General features: G+C 69.0%; 18 protein-coding genes. 6 read left to right on the top strand and 12 right to left on the bottom strand.

Annotation, left to right across the window (positions count from 1 at the left end):
* Positions 1–290 precede the first annotated feature (290 nt).
* A complete protein-coding gene (locus tag CRP45_RS14835) occupies positions 291–719 on the top strand; it encodes a hypothetical protein (RefSeq protein ID WP_097245581.1) in 429 nt (142 codons plus the stop codon).
* Positions 720–729: 10 nt separating this feature from the next.
* Here CRP45_RS14835 and CRP45_RS14830 read toward each other — a convergent pair whose 3' ends face one another.
* The gene (locus CRP45_RS14830; RefSeq protein ID WP_097245580.1) at positions 730–1,230 is read right to left on the bottom strand and encodes a CGNR zinc finger domain-containing protein; all 501 of its coding nucleotides are present in this window, start codon (positions 1,228–1,230) and stop codon (positions 730–732) included.
* A 25-nt stretch (positions 1,231–1,255) separates the two neighbouring features.
* Here CRP45_RS14830 and CRP45_RS33840 point away from each other — a divergent pair, with 25 nt between their 5' ends.
* Positions 1,256–1,420 carry a hypothetical protein gene (locus CRP45_RS33840; RefSeq protein WP_169810889.1) on the top strand — a complete coding sequence of 55 codons (165 nt, stop codon included), beginning with the start codon at positions 1,256–1,258 and terminating at the stop codon, positions 1,418–1,420.
* A gap of 555 nt (positions 1,421–1,975) precedes the next feature.
* On the opposite strand, the gene CRP45_RS14825 is transcribed toward CRP45_RS33840, so the two are convergent.
* Both CRP45_RS14825 and CRP45_RS14820 read right to left on the bottom strand, forming a co-directional pair.
* Positions 1,976–3,256 (bottom strand): sensor domain-containing diguanylate cyclase, encoded by a 1,281-nt coding sequence (locus tag CRP45_RS14825; RefSeq protein WP_097245579.1) that lies wholly within the window; start codon positions 3,254–3,256, stop codon positions 1,976–1,978.
* Between the two features lie 13 nt (positions 3,257–3,269).
* Positions 3,270–4,079, bottom strand: coding sequence for an SAM-dependent methyltransferase (locus CRP45_RS14820; protein WP_097246079.1), 810 nt, complete (start codon positions 4,077–4,079; stop codon positions 3,270–3,272).
* A gap of 404 nt (positions 4,080–4,483) precedes the next feature.
* On the opposite strand from CRP45_RS14820, the gene CRP45_RS14815 reads away from it, so the two are divergent.
* Complete coding sequence (locus tag CRP45_RS14815) at positions 4,484–5,431, top strand: cation diffusion facilitator family transporter (RefSeq protein WP_245910151.1); 948 nt, start codon at positions 4,484–4,486, stop codon at positions 5,429–5,431.
* Here CRP45_RS14815 and CRP45_RS14810 read toward each other — a convergent pair.
* Both CRP45_RS14810 and CRP45_RS14805 read right to left on the bottom strand, forming a co-directional pair.
* Positions 5,404–6,747 (bottom strand): carotenoid oxygenase family protein, encoded by a 1,344-nt coding sequence (locus CRP45_RS14810; protein WP_097245577.1) that lies wholly within the window; start codon positions 6,745–6,747, stop codon positions 5,404–5,406. The genes CRP45_RS14815 and CRP45_RS14810 overlap by 28 nt on opposite strands.
* Before the next feature lie 170 nt (positions 6,748–6,917).
* Positions 6,918–7,373, bottom strand: a complete 456-nt coding sequence (locus tag CRP45_RS14805) for an SRPBCC family protein (RefSeq protein ID WP_097245576.1) — start codon at positions 7,371–7,373, stop codon at positions 6,918–6,920.
* 74 nt (positions 7,374–7,447) lie between these two features.
* Here CRP45_RS14805 and CRP45_RS14800 point away from each other — a divergent pair, with 74 nt between their 5' ends.
* A complete protein-coding gene (locus CRP45_RS14800; RefSeq protein WP_067792872.1) occupies positions 7,448–7,822 on the top strand; it encodes a MerR family transcriptional regulator in 375 nt (124 codons plus the stop codon).
* A 29-nt stretch (positions 7,823–7,851) separates the two neighbouring features.
* Here the strand turns inward: CRP45_RS14800 and CRP45_RS14795 are convergent, their stop codons facing one another.
* From CRP45_RS14795 to CRP45_RS14775, 5 genes are all read right to left on the bottom strand, one after another.
* Entirely contained in the window at positions 7,852–8,343 is a 492-nt protein-coding gene (locus CRP45_RS14795) for a hypothetical protein (RefSeq protein ID WP_097245575.1), read from the bottom strand.
* Positions 8,340–9,593 (bottom strand): DNA polymerase III subunit beta family protein, encoded by a 1,254-nt coding sequence (locus CRP45_RS14790; RefSeq protein ID WP_179830882.1) that lies wholly within the window; start codon positions 9,591–9,593, stop codon positions 8,340–8,342. Before CRP45_RS14790 ends, CRP45_RS14795 begins: the two co-directional genes overlap by 4 nt.
* A 1,062-nt stretch (positions 9,594–10,655) precedes the next feature.
* A complete protein-coding gene (locus CRP45_RS14785; RefSeq protein ID WP_097245573.1) occupies positions 10,656–11,729 on the bottom strand; it encodes a DNA glycosylase AlkZ-like family protein in 1,074 nt (357 codons plus the stop codon).
* 24 nt (positions 11,730–11,753) lie between these two features.
* A complete protein-coding gene (locus CRP45_RS14780; protein WP_097245572.1) occupies positions 11,754–12,167 on the bottom strand; it encodes a DUF7144 family membrane protein in 414 nt (137 codons plus the stop codon).
* Positions 12,168–12,253: 86 nt separating this feature from the next.
* Entirely contained in the window at positions 12,254–13,753 is a 1,500-nt protein-coding gene (locus tag CRP45_RS14775) for a flavin-containing monooxygenase (RefSeq protein ID WP_097245571.1), read from the bottom strand.
* A 70-nt stretch (positions 13,754–13,823) separates the two neighbouring features.
* Here CRP45_RS14775 and CRP45_RS14770 point away from each other — a divergent pair, with 70 nt between their 5' ends.
* A complete protein-coding gene (locus CRP45_RS14770) occupies positions 13,824–14,825 on the top strand; it encodes an AraC family transcriptional regulator (RefSeq protein ID WP_097246078.1) in 1,002 nt (333 codons plus the stop codon).
* Here the strand turns inward: CRP45_RS14770 and CRP45_RS14765 are convergent, their stop codons facing one another.
* Together CRP45_RS14765 and CRP45_RS14760 are read right to left on the bottom strand one after the other, a co-directional pair.
* Positions 14,826–15,542, bottom strand: a complete 717-nt coding sequence (locus CRP45_RS14765; protein ID WP_143861437.1) for a DUF5642 family protein — start codon at positions 15,540–15,542, stop codon at positions 14,826–14,828.
* Positions 15,543–15,590: 48 nt separating this feature from the next.
* Entirely contained in the window at positions 15,591–16,088 is a 498-nt protein-coding gene (locus tag CRP45_RS14760) for an AAA family ATPase (RefSeq protein ID WP_067792940.1), read from the bottom strand.
* Between the two features lie 1,351 nt (positions 16,089–17,439).
* Here CRP45_RS14760 and CRP45_RS14755 point away from each other — a divergent pair.
* Complete coding sequence (locus tag CRP45_RS14755; RefSeq protein ID WP_097245569.1) at positions 17,440–17,817, top strand: hypothetical protein; 378 nt, start codon at positions 17,440–17,442, stop codon at positions 17,815–17,817.
* Positions 17,818–18,191 lie beyond the last annotated feature (374 nt).

The raw sequence follows: 18,191 nt of genomic DNA, 5'->3' as shown, positions 1-18,191 counted from the left end.
CGTGTGCTGATACTTCCTGACCAGATGTAACACCCTACGGGCCCATAGCGGTTGAATCATGATGCTGGCGAACGTGTTTCACCACGTCGACCGGACGGTTAGGCCACGGCGGCCGGGTCGGGGCTATACACTGTTTTGCAGGTCAGTTCTCCTCGTAATTGCCGAATTGACCTCGGACACAAGATGTCCCGACCTATGACCGGCTGTTCTCTTCTGATTACGTAGGGAGGCAAGATGATCGATCACAGCTCACCGGTCCGGCCGACCCGCGTCCCCACCGGAGGTGCAGGATGATCGAGAACGCGTACGCGGCCGAGGCGGCAGACACCACCGAACCGCGTCAGCGCACCATTACCGACCCCGACGGCCCCGGCGGGCGTCTGCGGGGCAACCGCATGTGGACCGTCTCGGCGGTCGTCGTCGAGGCCGACGGCCCGAGTCCGCGCCACGGCGTCGTGGCGGGCGCCGATCTCGGCGACGCGGCCGAGCAGTTGTGCGAATACTTGCCCGAGACGGGCTCCGACGAGGACTACTACCTGGTGGCCAGGCAGGTACCGTTGGTCGCACACGGCCCGCGCAGCGGCGGCCAGATTCCGCGCCGCACCTGGGTCAGCCCGATCCAGCGCGACGACGACACGGGCCAGGCGACCTACGGGCGCTGGACCCGCGCCGAGGAGCACCCGCACTTCCGGCTGCACGGACCGCTCGCCACCAACTGAGTCGGCGGATTCACGCCGAGCGCCGCATCCGGTGGTCGGCCACGTGCACCCGGTTCGAGCAGCGTGTCGAGCAGAAGCGACGCCGCCCGTTGCGGGAGGTGTCGACGAAGACCACCGCGCAGCCCGGCCGCGCGCAGCGACCGATGCGATCGGGGTCTTCGCAGAACAGCGCCGCGAGCCCGGCCGCCGTATAGGCCTTCACCCGCTCGTCGGTCGGCGCGTCCTCGTGCGCGTAGTGCAGGTGCGGCGGGCGACCGTCGTGCGTGGAAATGTAAGGGCGACTGGTCGTTTCGGCCAGCAGCGCGTTGAGCTGCGGCACCGAGGGCGCGTCGAAGACCTCGGCGAGCCGCGCGATCCAGCGGCGCAATTCCGCGGTCTGCCTCGCGTCGAGCGAACCCAGCGGCTTGTATCCCGCCGCGTCGAGCACCTCGAGCAGGTCCATTTCCGGGTCGGCGTTCACCAGCCGGGCGGCCAGCTCCGCCGCGGTGCCGCCGTAAGGGTTGAAATGCACAAAGCCATTACATCAGGCTGAAACCATGTCCGCCACATGCCCTTCCTGCGCTTGGCCCTCCCCCACCGTCGTGTCCGCGCACGGCGCCATCCGGTATCTGCGCTGCGTGTGCGGGCGCTGGTTGATCATCGAGGACGGCGCGGTGATCGCCGCGGCGGGCGACAGTTCGCTGGTCGAACCGGTCCGGTGATCCGCCCGGCGCGGCCTGTGCGGCGAGCGTCGGCCCCCAGTTGGCCGAACCAGTCCGATGATCCATCGGGCGCGGTCCACGCTGCGCGAGCGACGGCACACAGTTGGCCGAACCGGTCCGATGATCCGTCCGGCACGGTCGGCGCAGCGAGCGACGGCCCCCCAATTGGCCGAACCAGTCCGATGATCCGTCCGGCACGGTCGGCGCAGCGAGCGACGGCACCCAGCCGGCCGAACCAGTCCGATGATCCATCGGGCGCGGCCTCGGCCGCGAGCGACGGTAGCCGTCGGCCGAACCGGTCCGGTGATCGGTCAGGCCCGGCCAACGCGGCCAGCGACAGCACCCAGCCGGCCGAACCGATCCGATGATCCATCGGGCGCGGCCTCGGCCGCGAGCGACGGTCGCCGTCGGCCGAACCGGTCCGGTGATCCGTCAGGCCCGGCCCGCGCGGCCAGCGACAGCACCCAGCTGGCCGAACCAGTCCGACGGATCCATCAGGCCCGGCCCACGCGGCCAGCGACAGCACCCAGCCGGCCGAACCAATCCGGTGATCCGTCAGGTGGGGTGCGGCCCGCGCGAACGACCCGCCTTGTCCTGGTACATGGCGGTATCCACCGCGTGCATGAGCGCGTCGATCGCGTTCGGCCGGTCGACCGCGTACACGGTGCCGACGCTGGCGCCGATGTGCACGGGATGCCCGGCCACCCGCAACGGCATCGCCAGCGCGGCGCGCAGTTCGTCCGCGACCGCCGCCAGCTGCGGTTCTCCCGCGCAGCGCTCGATCAGCACGATGAACTCGTCGCCGCCGATGCGGGCCGCGAGTCCGGCGCGCGGTTCGGCGGCGGCGCGCAGGCGCTGGGCCACCTCGTGCAGCACGCGATCGCCTACGGTGTGCCCCCACTCGTCGTTGACGGCCTTGAAACCGTCCAGGTCCAGGTAGCACAGGCCGATCGGCGGCACGGCGGTCGCGAGCCGGTCGAAGAACAGCAGCCGGTTGGGCAGGCCGGTCAGGTCGTCGTGGTGGGCGTCGTGCCAGAGCTGGTCGGCGAGCTGCTTGCGTTCGGTGACGTCGACGGCCACGCCGATCAGGAATTGGATCCGCCCGTCCGCGTCGCGCACGGCCGACATCGACAGGTCGATGTGGGCGAGTCCGCCGTCCGGGCGCACGTGCGGGGTCTCCAAGCGGAACCGATCGGTTTCCCCCGCCAGCATGCGCCGGAACTGGCCGTAGGCGTGGCCGATGTTGGCGGGCCCGAGCAGGTCGGCCACCGACCGGCCGGGCATCTGTTCCAGCGGCAGACCGAGCATCTCGGCGAAGGCGGCGTTCACCGCGAGGACGTGTCCGCTGACGTCGACGGTGCCGATGCCGACCGAGGCGCCCGTGAACACGGCCTCGAATCTGGCCTCCGACAGCTGCCGCCGCACCTCGGCGTCCCGCGCCGCGGCCAGCGCCGCGCCGAGAGTCGACTCCTGTTCGACCAGCGCGGCGGCGCGCAACGCTCCGGTGCAGCCCGCGGCGAACTCGGCGGCCACGGCAACGGCGCGATCGCGCACCCGTTCGTAGTCGGGGGTGCCGGGCGAACAGATCTCCTCGACCATGTCGCGGCAGATCACCTCGATCGAACGGCTGACCACGAGCGGGTCGCGATAGTTCGCGGCGACCAGCACCACCGCCGCGTCGTGCGCGTTGCGCAGGTCGGCGTCGCCGCGGAGGGTGGCGACGAGGAGTTCGGCGAGATCGGCGAGCATCGCCTCGGTCTCGGTCCGCGTGAGCGTGGGGGCGACGACGCCGTCGAGCGCGTCCGCCCATCGCAACGCCAGATCACGCAGACCCACTACTCTTTCCGCCTCAGCCTTTGCGACCCACGCCCGCCAAGCCGAGCGACCGGCCGGGCGCCTCGTGGTGATCGCGCTCGGATTCCGGGCGCCAGGCGGGTAGCTCGACCACGCCCGGTTCCACCAGGTCCCATCCGTCGAACATAGCCGTGATCGCCGCGGCGGGGCGGAAGTAGACCCCGACCTTGCTCTGCTGGGCGGCGTTGGCGCCGAGCTGGGCGGCGTCCTCGGGCCGCAGCTCGGAGGTCAGGTGCGAGATCGCCAGGTAGGAACCGCTCGGCACGGCGTCACGCACCGCGGCCACCCGCTCGGCGGGCGCGTCGTCGTCGGAGAGCAGGTGCAGCACCGCGACCATCAGCACACCGACCGGCTGCTCGAAGTCGATCAAACCGGTCGCGCGGACTTTTCCGAGCAGTTCCTCGGGCTTGCGCAGATCGGCCTCGATCGCCGCGGCGCGGTCGTTGCCGCTCAGGATCGCCTTCGAGTGCGCGACGGCGACGGGGTCGATGTCGGCGTAGAGCACGCGGATCTCGGGGTCGAGTTTCTGGGCCACCTCGTGCACGTTGCCCGCCGTGGGTATACCCGAGCCGATGTCCAAGAACTGGCGGATGCCCGCGTCGACCAGGAAGCGCACCGCCCTGCGCAGGAAGGCCCGGTTGCTCAGCGCGACTCGCGGCAGGTCGGGAACCAGCTGCTTGCCGAGTTCGGCGGCCTTGCGGTCGACATCGAAATTGTGCGAGCCCCCGAGCAAGGCGTCGTACATCCGTGCCGGGCTCGCCTGTTGCATATCGACGCCCTCGGGCGCCCACGCCGGCCTGTCCATCGAATACCCCTTTGTGTCGGGCCTTCCGAGTGACCGGAAGGCGCGCACCGCGCGGGTTTTTCGGTCGATCACCCGGGAGGTGCGTCCGCATCGTAACCGCAGGTCCGAACGACAGTGCACCGCAGAAGATCACAGTTGCGCACCACGGTGGCGCGCCCGGGAGCGGATACCCGCGCGGCAACCCTTCTACACCTACCGATGCAGACATGCGCATGTCTGCAAGGTAGGTTAGGCTATGCGACGGCAGCCGTCCGAAACGGAAGGAACGTTCGACCATGGGGGATCAGTGCGGGTCGCCGCGCCCGACGAACATCGCGGCGGAAGAGCGCGAACGCGCCGGGGATCGTCGGCACTCCCATGATCACAGCCACGATCACGGCAACGGGCATCACCACGATCACGGCGTGTCCGCCGACTCCGACCCGCGCTGGCTGAGCATCGCACTGGCACTGATCGTCGCGTTCATGGCGGCGGAGGTGGTGGTCGGTCTGCTCGCGCACTCGCTGGCACTGATCACCGATGCCGCGCACATGCTCACCGACGCCGCATCGATCGTGCTCGCGCTGATCGCCATCCGGCTGTCCAAGCGGCCCGCGCGCGGGCAGTACACCTACGGCTACAAGCGCGCGGAGATCCTTTCGGCGCAGGCCAACGGCATCACCCTGCTGCTGCTCGCGGCGTGGTTCGTCTACGAGGGCGTCAGCCGGCTGATCCATCCGCCGGACGTGGAAGGCCCGCTGGTGTTCTTCACCGCGCTGGTCGGCATCGTCGTCAACATCGTCGCCGCGTGGTGCATCAGCCGAGCCAACCGCACCAGCCTCAACGTCGAAGGCGCCTTCCAGCACATCCTCAACGACCTGTACGCGTTCATCGGCACGGCCATCGCGGGCGCGGTGGTGTGGTTGGCGGGCTACCCCCGCGCCGACGCCATCGCCGCCCTCGTGGTCGCCGCGCTGATGGTGAAGGCCGGGTGGGCGCTGGTCCGCGAATCGGGACGGATCTTCCTGGAGGCCGCCCCAGCCCACCTCGACCCCGACGCCATCGGCGCGCGCATCGTCACCCTTCCGCAGGTCACCGAGGTGCACGATCTGCACGTGTGGGTGATCACCTCGGGCGAGCCGTCGCTGTCGGCGCACATCTTGGTCGACGATCGCGCCGACTGCCACGCCGTGCGGTTGGACATCGAGCGCGTGTTGCTCGCGGAATTCGGGGTGGAGCACACGACGTTGCAGGTCGACCATGTGTCGGAGTTGGACGCGGTGGCGGCGGATCTGCACTGCGCGGAGCCGCACGGGCGGGTGCATCGGTCTCGAGGCGGTCGGCGTCAGTGGTCGGGTAGCCAGTTCCCGTGAAACCCCATCGGAATACGGACGGGCAGGTGCACTTCCGCGATCGGTCGGGCGGCCGGGTCGGCGGCGTCGAGGATCGCCAGGTAGCTGGTGCCTCGGGAGCGGTCGTGGACGAAAGTCATCAAGTATCCGTCGTCGCTGTCCGCCGCGCCGGGGCGTGCGACGAAAGCCGCTTCACCGCAGGTGTGTCCGGCGGGCAGTCGGTGCGCTCGGCGCGAGACTTCTCCGGTGAAGTCGTACCGGTAGATTTCCGAATGGTTCGGTTCGGCCTCCATCGAGAAGCTGGTGACGTACCCGAAGCGGTTGTACTGTCCGACATCGGCATCGGCGACTCGCGGGTATTCGATCGCCGCGTCGTCGAGTGGTTGCTCGGTGGCGGTGCCCGTGCGTAAGTCGAGCCGCCAGCGGTGTAAGCGCGGGAGTCCACCACCGACGTCGTCGGGACCACCTCGCCACAGCGTAGGCACCCGGCAGCCGGTGATCGTGACCGCGCCGTCCGCCTCGAAAGCGTTCATGGTGTGCCACACGTAGCAAGGTTCGACGTCGAACCACCGCACTCGCCCGCCTTCTCTGCGCATGACGCCGAACCGGGCGCCGTGCCGGTCGTCCCATCGCCAAGGCATCCGAGAGGCGGCGCGGTCGAACACCACAGGAAGGTCCATGAAGATCGCGTAGGTTTCGGTGATGGCGAAGTCGTGCATCATCGTCGCGCGCGGGACGGGCACCACCTGCGCTTGGAGCAGCTCGCCGGTCGCCGCGGCGCGGTAATAGGTCAGATACGGCGGACGCTGTTGGACACCGAAGAACAACAACTCCCCGGTCCTCGGGCAGATCTTGGGATGCGCGGTCATCGGGGTGTGCAGCGCGTCGGCGAAGGTGAATGGTCCCACCGTCTCCAGCTCCGGCGTGATCTCATACGGGAATCCGCCCTCCTCGAGTGCCAGCAACCGACCCGCATGCGCGACCACGTGGGTGTTGGCCGTGCTGACTCGGTAGTCCACCGTTCCGCTGTCGCGGTCGACCGCCAGGGCGAGCCGGGACTGCCCCGGATGTGCGAACAAGGGGGTTCGCACGTACCGGTTGCGGTACCAGCGAGCACGTCCGTCCCGCAACGCCACCGCGTGGACCATGCCGTCGCCGGAGAAATAGTGCGGCGACCAACCGGTGCGCGGGTTGGGCCCGTTACGCAGGTACACCCCGTTCAGGTCTTCGGGAATCGCTCCGACAACCATGGCCGGTTCCACCGTCACCTCCTCGGCGATCGGCGCGTTGTTTCCCGAAAGATGCAGGGGCGCATCGGCATTGTGCGCGGTCGACATGAGGGGTTCTCCTCTTCGCTCGATGGGCCGCCCCAGCATGCGGTGACAATTCGTGAAGAAACAGTCTTGTTCTTGCCGCCCGCGTCAGCCGGTTCGAGAACGCGCAGCACAACGCGGTGCGAGACCAGTCGGCCGGAACGGATGGTGTCGCTCGCACCGCTCGTCGGCCGTTACGCCGCGCCGTCCAATCGGCGGGCGAGGTTGCGCAGTGCCGCGTCGGCTCGTCTGCGCATCGTCCGCCGAGCGAGCGGTAGCGCGATTAATCGGACAGCTGGGTTGTCGGTGCGGCTGAACATGCGCCAGTGGATCGTGCAGGTCTCGGGTCCGGTGCTTTCGAAGTCTATTTCCATGCGCGGCAACAGAAATGGCATGTTTCCTTCGGTGACAAGGCGACGTGGCGGACTGGCTTCTTCCACTCGAATCAAGACCCGCCGACGTCCACGCAAAGGCACCGCGACCGTCTCTAGGTACTGCTTGCCTGGCTCGTCGAACGGCAGATCATTGTGCGCGGTGATACCGAGTACGCCGGGGAACCAGTCCGCGAAGTTCTCCAGATCGGCGGCATAGGCGAACGCCCGCGCACACGAACAGGACACGGTGGTCTCGGCGCCGGCCAGCAGGTACATATCGAACTCCTCGAGGTAGTGCTGGCCGAAGGCTAAAGTGTCGAGGTAGGTCTACAGTCAAGTGAGAAGCCCTGATGCGGATCGGCGAACTGGAAACACGCACCGGCGTGGGCAGGCACACCTTGCGCTACTACGAACGCCAAGGACTGCTCGGCGACGTGCACCGCTCCAGCAACAACTACCGGGAGTACCCCGAGTCCCTCGTCGGGGAAGTGCGGCTACTGCGCAGCATGCAGTCGCTGGGCTTCTCGCTCAACGAGATTCGCCAGATCCTCGAGGGAATACGTAGCCGCGACATCGACTGCGCCGACGGCGCTCGCTTGCTGGCCGACAAACGAGTCCGCGTAGAAGAACAGATCACCGCTCTACGAGAAGTGAGCCGCGTACTCGCCCGAGAACAGCAACGCCTCGAGGCCAATGCACGCCACCGTGGCAAACTGCCCAGATAACCGCGGGAGGTAAGCCGGGGGATCACGGTTCAGCGTGGAGCGGACACCCGCGGCTCGGTGCGCTCATCCCGGATCGCTTCCCCCACTTCCTCCACCGCGGTGCGCAGCATCGTGCCGTACTGGTCCTCGCCGAGCGCGTGCAGGCATCCGCGGGCGGCCTCGATCTGCTGCCGGGCGGCTTCGAAGGAGCCGAGGCGGCGGTAGTTGTCGGCGAGGTTCAGGTGCAGGGAGGGGTAGAAGCAGCGCACCTCGAGCCCCGCGTTGTAGCGGCGGACGCGTTCGTCGGTGAGGCTGTCGGCGGCGTCGAGCGCGCGGATGTCCCAGGTGAGGGCCTGTGCGGCGTCGTCGTGCAGGTCGGCGAGGTAGTGCGCGAGGGTGCAGCGGTGCAGGGGATCGCCCTGCGGTCCGAGGTCGGCCCAGAGCTCGGTCAGCATGGTGCGGGCAGCATCGCGGTCTCCCGCGCGGCCGAGCTCGACAGCGCGGGTGATGGCTTCCATGGTGGTGTCGGTCTGATCGGTCATCGGGTGTGGTTCTCCTTGCTCGGAACGAATGTGGGCATGACGAGAGTGGTGAGATCACCGTCGGTCGCCGACCGGACAACGACGGGCTGGTCGGCCGCGGCGAGATCGAACATCAGGTCCGGTCCGAGCGCACTCGCCACAGCGGAGCGCAACACTTCGGACCGGAACGCGAGTTCCATCGGTCCTCCGGTGACAACAGCGGGTAACCGAGTGACGGTGATGATCCCCGCTGCTGCGAGGCCGGACTGGTCGGTGGCGCGCGCGATGGCGTCAGCTGAACCGGCGACACCGGTGGGCGGCCGGGTTTCCGTGGCGGCAGCCGCGACCGCGAGGTTGGAGCCGTCCATGGCGCACGAGGTGGCGTCAGCAGAGCCGGCGGCTACGGCAGGCGAAAGGGCATCCGTGGCGGTAGATGACACCCCGAGACCGGACGGGTCGATGGTGCACACCACGGTGTCGTCCGCCGTCTCCAGCAGCTCGAGCAGGGCGGCGCGGGCTACCAGCATCCGGGTCTGGACCGGGGGTAGTCCGTCGAGGACCGCGCGGTAGTCGGGGAAGGGTTGCTCGATTCCGTCGCAGCGGTGCTCGATTTCTCCGCAGACGAAGGCGATACCGGAGTCGCTCGGCGCGAGGACCACTTCCTCGATCGAGTCCAGCCATGGGCGCAGCGCCGCGAGCGTCGCGGCTTCGACTACCACCGACCACTCCTCGCCGCCGTCCCGCAGCGGTGCGAGGGTGCGTGTCGAAAGCCGGTAGCGGTCGGTGGCGGTGAGGGTGAGTGCGGTCGAATCCGCTTCCACCAGCACCCCCGTGAGCACCGGCACGGTGTCATCGATCGCTGCGGCCGTGCCGACTTGCCCGATGGCGCGCGCCAGATCCGCCGCGGGTACCGCGATGCCGCGCCCGGCGCCGAGGGCCCGCTTGACCTGCGCCGCCACCCGAGCGGCAGCGTCGGCCCGGCGCGCGAGCTCGGCGACGTGCGCGTCGAGCAACCGTTCGGCGCGGCTCGGGTCACCCGCCAACACCTCGGTGATCGCCTCCAACGACAGCTCGATGCCCCGCAGCCGCCGAATCAGCACTGCCCGCTCACACTGCGAGCGCGTGTAGTACCGGTATCCGGTCACCGAGTCGACCTCGGCGGGCACCAGCAGTCCGCAGTCGCCGTAGAACCGCAGAGCGCTCGCCGTCAGCCCGCTGGCCCGCGCCAACGCTCCGATGGTGATCAACTCCTCGACTCTGGAACTCCGCACCGAGCCATCATGGAGTCTCAACCAACATGAAGGTCAACCGTGTCGGCTACGGGGCGGCAGGCGGGCGGGCCAGTGGGTCTGGGCTGACGGCGGGTGCCCAGCGCGAGACATTGCAGCATTCGGCATGACAGGTAAGCGGCAGTCGCATGGGGCCAGTGCGTGCGTCTGGCGGGCGTTGGGTGACTCTTGCGACGCATCAGCAGCGTTCGGTCTCGAGCGGAAAGGCGAGCGCGGTCGGTGGGCGTCGGTGAGCCGGGTGGTTCGGTACGGCTGGATCGCGTGTGGGGTTGCGTTGGGGACGTGATGCCCAGGGGTTGGCGGGCCCGAATAGCTTGGCCTACCCATGTTTTCCTCTGAGCAGTGCTGGGCGCGTTGGGTGCCGTACCCGGCTTACCTCCCGCAGTTCGCGGGCGTGGGTTCGAGTTCCGGCGTGGTCGACCGGCTGTGGTTGCGCTTCGGAGTGGTCGTGTTGGGGTTGTGGTGTTGCGTGTGGCTAGGGGGCTTCCACCATTTGACTACCGTCGATAGAGAAATGGATTCGACGGTAGTCATATGGCGGATAGTTGATCTTGATAAGCAACCATTTGACTACCGTCGATTTCGGGTCACATTTGGCGCCCGGCGCTTTCGGCTCGCAATCCGCCGGGCGGTTTAGGGTCGCATTCCACCGCGCGATTTCGGGTCGCATTCGGGGCCTGGCGCTTTCGGATCGCATTCCGCCCGGCGCTTCCGGCTCGCACTCCGCCCGGCGCTTCCGGCTCGCACTCCGCCCGGCGCTTTCGGGTCGCATTCCGCCCGGCGCTTTCGGGTCGCATTCCGCCCGACGCTTTCGGCTCGCACTCCGCCCGACGCTTTCGGCTCGCGCTCCGCCCGACGCTTTCGGCTCGCACTCCGCCGGGCGATTTAGGGTCGCATTCGGGGCCTGGCGCTTTCGGGTCGCATTGGGGGCCTGGCGATTTCGGGTCGAAGGTCAGGGTTGCGCCGGGATCTGATGATTGGCGTGCCGATCGGCGCAGTGGGTGAGCAACATGCTGCGGCGCAAAGCCTTTGAGCGGCCGACGCCTACTCCCACTCGAACCGCAACCGCTCGTCCCCGGTCAACCCCACCGCATCTCCCTCCACCTCACCCCGCCTAGCGCGGCTCAGCTTGTCGAACGCACTCACCACCATCCGATGCTCCGCGCGCCGATAACGCCAAACCCCCATCACCTCCCCGTCGACCAGCACCGCCCCCGGCGCGGACAACGCCCGCCACACTTCCCGCCGCCGATCACTGTCCGGAACGAGCAGAGCCCGATCGGCTTGCCGCAGATACGGATCCCCCGGCGGAACCAGCACGACACCCTCCGGCGCACCCGCCCCCAACACCGCGTCGACGAGCGACTCCGGCATCTCGTACCGCCGGTCGTCCACCTGCACCCGCACCAGCGTCCCCGCCACCTCGCGCCACACCTCGTCGACACCGACGCCGAGCCAATCGCGGAAGAGGGGGCGGGTGGTGGGGCCGTTCACCCGGAAGAACGTGCGCAGCAGGGCGAGGCGCGGCTGTTGGACGCCGACCGCAGGGTGATCCGGGGTCGGGTACAGCATGGTCGCGCGGTCCACCTCCGGGCCGAGCACGATCTGCGCGTGGCAGCCTGCCGCGCGGAACAGTCCGTCCGGCACGTGCGTCGCGCGGCAGCGGTCGCACCAGCGCGTCAGCCCGGGTGACACGCGCGCGGTCACCGCGGTGCTGGCGGCGGATTTCGGGGTCGGCCGGGTGACGACCGCGCGCAGCGCCGCGGCGACCTCGGCGACGGCCTCGGCGTGCGCAGCGCCGCCCTCGTCGGAGGCGCGCGGCGCGAGCGCGTCGCGCAGCACGTCCAGCTGGGCGAGCCGGTGCGCGTGCGGTGCGCCGCGCAGAGTCCACCAGCTCACCAGCGGCCCGGCCGGATCGATGGCCCGCGACAACGACGTCGACCCGATGCGGTCCGTGCGCTGACGCAGTGAGTACGCGGCGCCGCCGAAGCGGCCGTCCTGGAATCCGAGTAGCAGCAGGTCGTCGAGCAACCCGCCGTTGGTTCGCCCGTTCAGTCCGTGGCCGCGCCAGCGGTAACCGAGCCACTGCGCGCGGCCGATGGCGATCGCCTTGGCCATCGCCCCACCATAGAACCGCGACCGTCAGTACTCGTCGGTGCGCCAGGTCGACACCGCCCAGATCACCACGATGCTGAGGGCGATGATCAGGATGGACCAGTACGGGTAGTAGGGCAGCGACAGGAAGTTCGCGATGATCGCGAGCGCCGCGATGACGATCGCCGCGACTCTGCCCCAGGTGCTTCCGGTCATCAGGCCGATCGCGCAGATCACCAGGATCGCGCCGAGCACGATGTGGATCCAGCCCCACGTCGAGATGTCGAACTGGTACACGTACTCGGCACCGACGACGAACAGTTCGTCGTCGACGACGGCCGAGATGCCCTCCAAGATCTGCAGTACGCCCACGGTCAGCAGCAGGATCGCGGCGCCGATGGAGGTGCCCGCCGCGATGCCCTGGCGAACCGGGTGCTGGGTTCCGGGTGTGGTCATCTGCATTCCCTTCCGCGAAGGAGAAACCTGGATGTCCATCCCAGCGGGTACACCCGCGGAATACCTCACCCGTTTCGGGTGAGGATTCGCGATCAGCGCGCGGCGGCGAGCACCGGCACCTGGTCAGCGCGCGGCGTCGGCTTCAGCGTCTTGCTCAGGTTGGTGCGCAGGGTCGTTGCCGAATCCAGCAGATAGTTCTGCCTGACCTTCCACGGGTGCCGCTCGCCTTGGCGCGGGAACTCGTCGATGGAGCGCTGGATGTAGCCGGAGGCCAGATCGAGCAGCGGATGCTCGGTCAGCACGTGATCCGGCTCGGGGACGACGGCCGCGTAGTCGTTGGCGTCCATGTGCCGCAGCACCTTGCAGACCAGCCGGGAGGTCAGGTCGGCGCGCAAGGTCCACGAGGCGTTGGTGTACCCGATGCAGACCGCGAAGTTGGGCACGCCGGTGAGCATCGCCCCCTGCCAGACGAACTGCTCGGACAGCCGCACCGGAACGCCGTCGACGTGCGGCGTGATGCCGCCGAAGGCGAGCAGCCGCAACCCGGTCGCCGTGACGATGATGTCGGCAGCCAGCACCCGTCCGGACTTCAGCCGGATGCCCTCGGGCACGAAACTGTCGATGTGGTCGGTGACGACCTCCGCCTTGCCCTTCTTCATCGCCTTGAAGAAGTCGGCGTCCGGCACCGCGCACAGCCGCTGGTCCCACGGGTTATAGCTGGGTGTGAAGTGCTCGGCGACGGCCTTCTCGTCTTTGAGGATGCGCGTGGTGAGACCGGTGAGCAGCCTGCGCGCCGACTCGGGACGACGGCGGCAGTACTGATAGAAGCCGATGCTGAACAAGATGTTCTTGGTGCGGATCACCCGGTGCGCCAGCCGAGGCGGAAGCAGTTCGCGGATCTTGTCGGCCTGCTTGTCGCGGCCGGGGACGGCGCTGATCCAGGTCGGGCTGCGTTGCAACATCGTCACCAGCTCGGCCTGCTCGGCCATCGAAGGCACCAGCGTCACCGCGGTGGCGCCGCTGCCGATCACCACGACCCGTTTGCCCGCGTAATCGAGGTCTTCCGGCCAGAACTGGGGGTGCACGATCCGCCCCGCGAAGGTGTCGGCGCCGGGGAACTCCGGGGCGTGGCCGCGCTCGTAGTCGTAGTAGCCCGCGCAGGCGTAGAGGAAGCCGCAGGTCATGGTGCGCTCGACGGTGTTGCCCGCCGAGTCGCGCTCGGCGAGGGTGAGGGTCCACCGGGACTCGGCGCTCGACCATTCGGCCGAAAGCACCTTGGTGCGGAAGCGGATGTGCCGATCGATGCCGTTCTCGGCCGCCGTCTCCCGGATGTAGCGCAGGATCGAGGGCCCGTCGGCGATCGACTTCGCGTCGCGCCACGGCTTGAACGGGTAGCCGAGGGTGAACATGTCCGAATCCGAGCGAATTCCCGGGTAGCGGAACAGATCCCAGGTGCCGCCGAGCGCGTCACGCGCCTCGAGCACGGCGTAGCTCTTGCCGGGGCATTCGGTCTGGAGCCGGTAGGCGGCGCCGATGCCCGAGAGGCCCGCGCCGACGATCACGACATCAAGATGGTCCTGCGCGACTGTCATGGCCTCCAGTGTGCGGATCCGAGCGGCCACGTTCTTGACTCCACGCGACAACTATTTGATTCTGGACGACATGTCCGCTATCCGGTCCGCAGGCTTGCGCGGCTTCCGCGCCACCGTCGCGGAACTGGGCGGCAATGCCGAGGAGTACGCCGCGGCGGTGGGCCTGCCCGCCGCCGCCCTGGACGCCGACGATCTACTCGTCTCCGACCAGGCCGTTGCGGCGGTCCTGGAGTTGGCCGCTCATTGTCTCGCCTGCCCCGACCTCGGGCTACGCATCGCCCACCGCCAGGACTTCGACATGCTCGGCCCGCTTGCGCTGGCGATCCGCAACTCCCCCACCCTCGCCGACGCGCTCGAATGCTCCTCGCGCTACCTGTTCGTGCACGCGCGCTCGCTGAGCCTGACTTTGGCCGACGACCCGTACGGCGACCGCGGCGTGATCGCGCTGCGCTACGGCGGCCCGCCGGATCTCCCCGCCCCGGTCCAGGGCACCGACCTCGGCCTAGGCTTCGTGCACCGCGCCATCCAGCGACTGGCCGAGGAGCGCTACGGCCTGCGTTCGGTCGAACTGCCCTACCACCCGCCCGCACCGCTGAGCGCCTACGAGGAGTTCTTCGGCGCACCGGTGCGCGTCGGCAGGCCCGCGGCGATCCTGCGAGTGCCGAGCGCCCTCGCCGACCGGCCGCTCTCCGGCGTCGACCAGAATCTGCACCGGCTGGCCATGGCCTTCCTCGCCGAGCAGGCCGCCGACGGCGGCGCGTCGATCGTGCCGAGGGTGCGTGCCGCGCTGCGTCAGCTGCTCGGCACGACACCGCCCGAAATCGGCTCGGTGGCAAGGCTTTTCACTATGCATCCGCGCACCCTGCAGCGCAGGTTGGCGGCGGAGGACACCACCTTCGCCGCCCTGCTCGACGACGTGCGCCGCGACGAAGCCCGCCGCTACCTCACCACCACCGACATGCCGATGGGCCAGATCGCCTCGCTCCTCGGCTTCGCCGAACAGGCGACCTTCACCCGATCGTGCCGTCGCTGGTGGGGGTGCACACCGACCGCCCTGCGCCGGGCGGACTGACTACGCCGCCTTGCGCACCTTCTCCACGGCGTCGAGGAAGAACTTCTCGAACGCGGCCTCGTCCAGCGAGTCCTTCAGCGCGGCGACGCGCACCACGACGGTGGTGCCGCGCAGCACGGCCATGCCCTGGTAGGCGGTGGACGTGAGCGGCTTGCCCGCGCCGACGGTCGAGGTGCTCACCGACTTGTAGACGATGGCCTCGGCGCCGTTCAGCCCCGCGGGCGCGTCCATGTTCTCCACCTTGACGACCGAGGTGATCTGCTTGCCCTCCACCGTGGAGGTCGCGCTCACCTCGCCGCACTTCTTGTTGCCGTCGGTGATCTTCGCCAGGTCGGCGGTGCGACCCGCGACGAACTCGACGAACATCAGCCCGGCCTTCTCGTCGGTGGCGCCCGCGACGGACGCGTCGGCGAGCAGGTCCTTGGTCGCCGTGCCGAGGTCCTGCTGAGTGCTCGCGCACTCCGCCGGAGTGATTGTCGAACTCTGTTGCGTACCAGCGAGATCGGCGGCCGCCGTCTCCAGCCGGTCCTTGGGCAGATCGACTTTCTTTGTACCGGCAGGGAATTCGGATTCCGACAGCAGTAGCTGGTCGCGCGGAGTGGTCGGCGCGGCCGAATTCGACGCCGCGTCGTCGTTCCCGCCGCAACCGGCGAGCAGCAAGACGCCCGCCGAAATCCCCGCCAGCAGGCGTGCCCCTTGGTACCGCAGTGTGATCATGCCGGTCAGCATGCCAGTACCCGTCCCGCGCGGCAGCACCGGTCCGTGCTACGCGCGCGACGAACAGGCGGCCGGTTCCTTCGGCAACACGTGGGCCAAGACGATGTCGGCCACTCTCGGAACGGGCACCGTGGTCACCACCTCCAGGGTGGCGTCCTCCCGCAGCGCCGGTTCGACCGTCTCCAGATAGCCGAGCGCCTCGGCGAGTTCGGCCGGATCCTTGCCGTAGGAATTGGTCGTGCGAGTGGTCAGCCGGTGTTCCAAGACCTCCGCGGGTGCGCTGAGCAGCACGATGTGGTGGAAACGCGGATAGAACAGCGTCTGATTGCGGGTCGTGCCCTGGACGAACAGCGCGCCCGGTTGCGATTCCGGCGCCGAATCCAGCAGCGCCTCGATTCGGTCCGGCCGCCAGAGGGTTTCGCCGTCCACCGTGCGGTGGTATCCCCCGTAGTCGGTGTCGACGGTCCGATAGCCGCGCGCGGCCAGCTCACGCAGCAGTGAGGACTTGCCTACGCCCGACATTCCGGTGATCAGCACGCGCCGCACGAGAATCGACGGTATCCGTTCGGGTCATCCGTCGTGGGTATTCCCGTCGGCGCGCCGCCGAGCGAAGGACCCGGCGGCGCGGCGCGGACCAACCCAGCCGCCCGCAGCGAACCAACCCAGCGGCCCAGCACAAACGTCCCAGCAGCCCAGCGCGAAACGTCCCAGCGGCCCAACGCCAACCCATCCAGCGGCCCGGTGCCAACCCACCCAGCGGCCCATCGCGAACCAACCCGGCGGCCCGGCGCGAACCAACCCGGCGGCCCCCGCGCGAAACGACCCAGCGGCCCAGCGCGAACCAACTCAGCGGCGTGGTGCGAATAGTCCCAACGGCCAAGCGCGAAACGACCCGGCGACGCGGAGCTAAACATCCCAACGGCCCGGCGCGAACAATCCGGCGGCGCCGCACGAAGCGACCTAGCGGTCCAGCACGAACCAACCCAGCGGCCCGCAGCGAACCAACTCAGCGGCGCGACGCGAAGCGACCTAGCGGCCCAGCGCCAAACGACCCAGCAGCCCAGCGGCCCACCGCCAAACGACTCAGCGGCGCGGCGCTAAACATCCCAACGGCCCGGCGCGAACAATCCGGCGGCGCGGCGCGAACCAACCCAGCGGCGCGACACGAAACGACCCGGCCCAGCACGAACCAACCCAGCGGCCCAGCACGAACCAACCCCGCTGCCCAGCGCCAAACGACCAAGCGGCCCAGGGCGAAACGACCCGGGATGCGGAGCGAAACATCCCAACGGCCCGGCGCGAATCAACCCAGCTGCGCGACGCGAAACGACCTAGCGGCCCAGCGCCAAACGACCCAGCGGCCCACCGCCAAACGACCAGCCGCGCGGCGCTAAACATCCCAACGGCCCAGCGCGAACCAACCCAGCGGCCCAGCGCGAACCAACCCAGCGGCCCAGCGCGAACCAACCCAGCGGCCCAGCACAAAACGTCCCGGCGGCCCAGCCCAGCACGAAACGTCCCAGGGCCCAGCGCGAAACATCCCAGCGGCCCGGCGCGAACCAACCCGGCGTCCCCCGCGCGAAACGGCCCAGCGGCCCAGCGTGAACCAACCCAGCGGCGCGACGCGAAACGACCCAGCGGCCCAGCGCCAAACGAGCCAGCGGCCCAGGGCGAACCGACCCGGCGACGCGGCGCGAAACATCCCAACGGTCCGGCGCGGAACTGTCCGGCGGCGCGGCACGGAACTGTCCGGCGGCGCGGCACGGAGCATCCGGCGGCGCGGCACGGAGCATCAGGCGACTCGGCCCGGACAAGCTCAGGCGGCGGGGATCACCTCTAGGAGACCGGGATCGGGCGGCATAGACTTCGGCGCGAATATCGACTCGGAAGGGGTCGCATGGACACGGTCCGAGAAGTAGCCGAAGAAGGTAAGCGGCTCATCGACCTGGCCTGGCTCGGCGAGCTCACCCGCGACGACGCGGTGCATCGGTTCGTTCAGGTGGGCGACGGAATGGTCTGTCCGGTCACGGCGGGCGAGATCATCGACGACGGCGTGCGTTGGCTGGACGCCAATGCCACGCGACTACGGTTCCTCGGCTGGTGCGCCCTCCTCGAAGTACCGCTGCTCGGAGGTTTCGCCGTGCTCTCGCTCGGCCTCGGCGACTATGTCGCCGCGCTGCTCGCGCTCGCACTACTCGGCGGCATGCAGTTCGCGCACCGCAAGCTGATACCGCACCCGGTCCCGATCCGCCGCCCACGCCGCGTCCGGCACTGACGCGGCACCGGAGCTCGTCGGCCTCAATGCTTTTCGACGTGTGATCGACGCGCGCCTCGTACCGTGAACGGCACGTGCGGATCGTCCCGCGGTTGGGGTTGCCGACTCGTGGGAGGGCGGCCGTGTGCATCGCGGATTTGCGAACGGTCGAGGACGAAGACCTGTCCGCCGACGTGTGCGTGGTGGATCAGGTCCGCCGGACCGACCATCGCCACCGAACTGACGAATTCCGCACTGCGCCCGCTGATCCTGGAGAGCGGCAGCGGGCGAATCCTCGGCGCTCGCGACCGATGCCATCGGCAATGCCGTCTGCTGCTCGCCTCCCGCGCGAATCCTCGGCGCTCGCGGTCGGCCGGTGCCATCGGCAATGCCCG

This window comes from Nocardia amikacinitolerans, from assembly GCF_900215415.1.
GTDB classification, from domain to species: domain Bacteria; phylum Actinomycetota; class Actinomycetes; order Mycobacteriales; family Mycobacteriaceae; genus Nocardia; species Nocardia amikacinitolerans.
Note: the sequence above shows the minus strand (reverse complement) of the source record. Positions and strands in the feature narration are given on the sequence as shown.

Coding starts and splice junctions, on each gene's coding strand:
- CRP45_RS14835 (WP_097245581.1), top strand. CDS start 291: ATGATCGAGAACGCGTACGCGGCCGAGGCGGCAGACACCACCGAACCG.
- CRP45_RS14795 (WP_097245575.1), bottom strand. CDS start 8,343: ATGACCGATCAGACCGACACCACCATGGAAGCCATCACCCGCGCTGTC.
- CRP45_RS14775 (WP_097245571.1), bottom strand. CDS start 13,753: ATGACAGTCGCGCAGGACCATCTTGATGTCGTGATCGTCGGCGCGGGC.
- CRP45_RS33840 (WP_169810889.1), top strand. CDS start 1,256: ATGTCCGCCACATGCCCTTCCTGCGCTTGGCCCTCCCCCACCGTCGTG.
- CRP45_RS14770 (WP_097246078.1), top strand. CDS start 13,824: ATGTCCGCTATCCGGTCCGCAGGCTTGCGCGGCTTCCGCGCCACCGTC.
- CRP45_RS14780 (WP_097245572.1), bottom strand. CDS start 12,167: ATGCAGATGACCACACCCGGAACCCAGCACCCGGTTCGCCAGGGCATC.
- CRP45_RS14765 (WP_143861437.1), bottom strand. CDS start 15,542: ATGATCACACTGCGGTACCAAGGGGCACGCCTGCTGGCGGGGATTTCG.
- CRP45_RS14800 (WP_067792872.1), top strand. CDS start 7,448: ATGCGGATCGGCGAACTGGAAACACGCACCGGCGTGGGCAGGCACACC.
- CRP45_RS14785 (WP_097245573.1), bottom strand. CDS start 11,729: ATGGCCAAGGCGATCGCCATCGGCCGCGCGCAGTGGCTCGGTTACCGC.
- CRP45_RS14810 (WP_097245577.1), bottom strand. CDS start 6,747: ATGTCGACCGCGCACAATGCCGATGCGCCCCTGCATCTTTCGGGAAAC.
- CRP45_RS14805 (WP_097245576.1), bottom strand. CDS start 7,373: ATGTACCTGCTGGCCGGCGCCGAGACCACCGTGTCCTGTTCGTGTGCG.
- CRP45_RS14755 (WP_097245569.1), top strand. CDS start 17,440: ATGGACACGGTCCGAGAAGTAGCCGAAGAAGGTAAGCGGCTCATCGAC.
- CRP45_RS14820 (WP_097246079.1), bottom strand. CDS start 4,079: ATGGACAGGCCGGCGTGGGCGCCCGAGGGCGTCGATATGCAACAGGCG.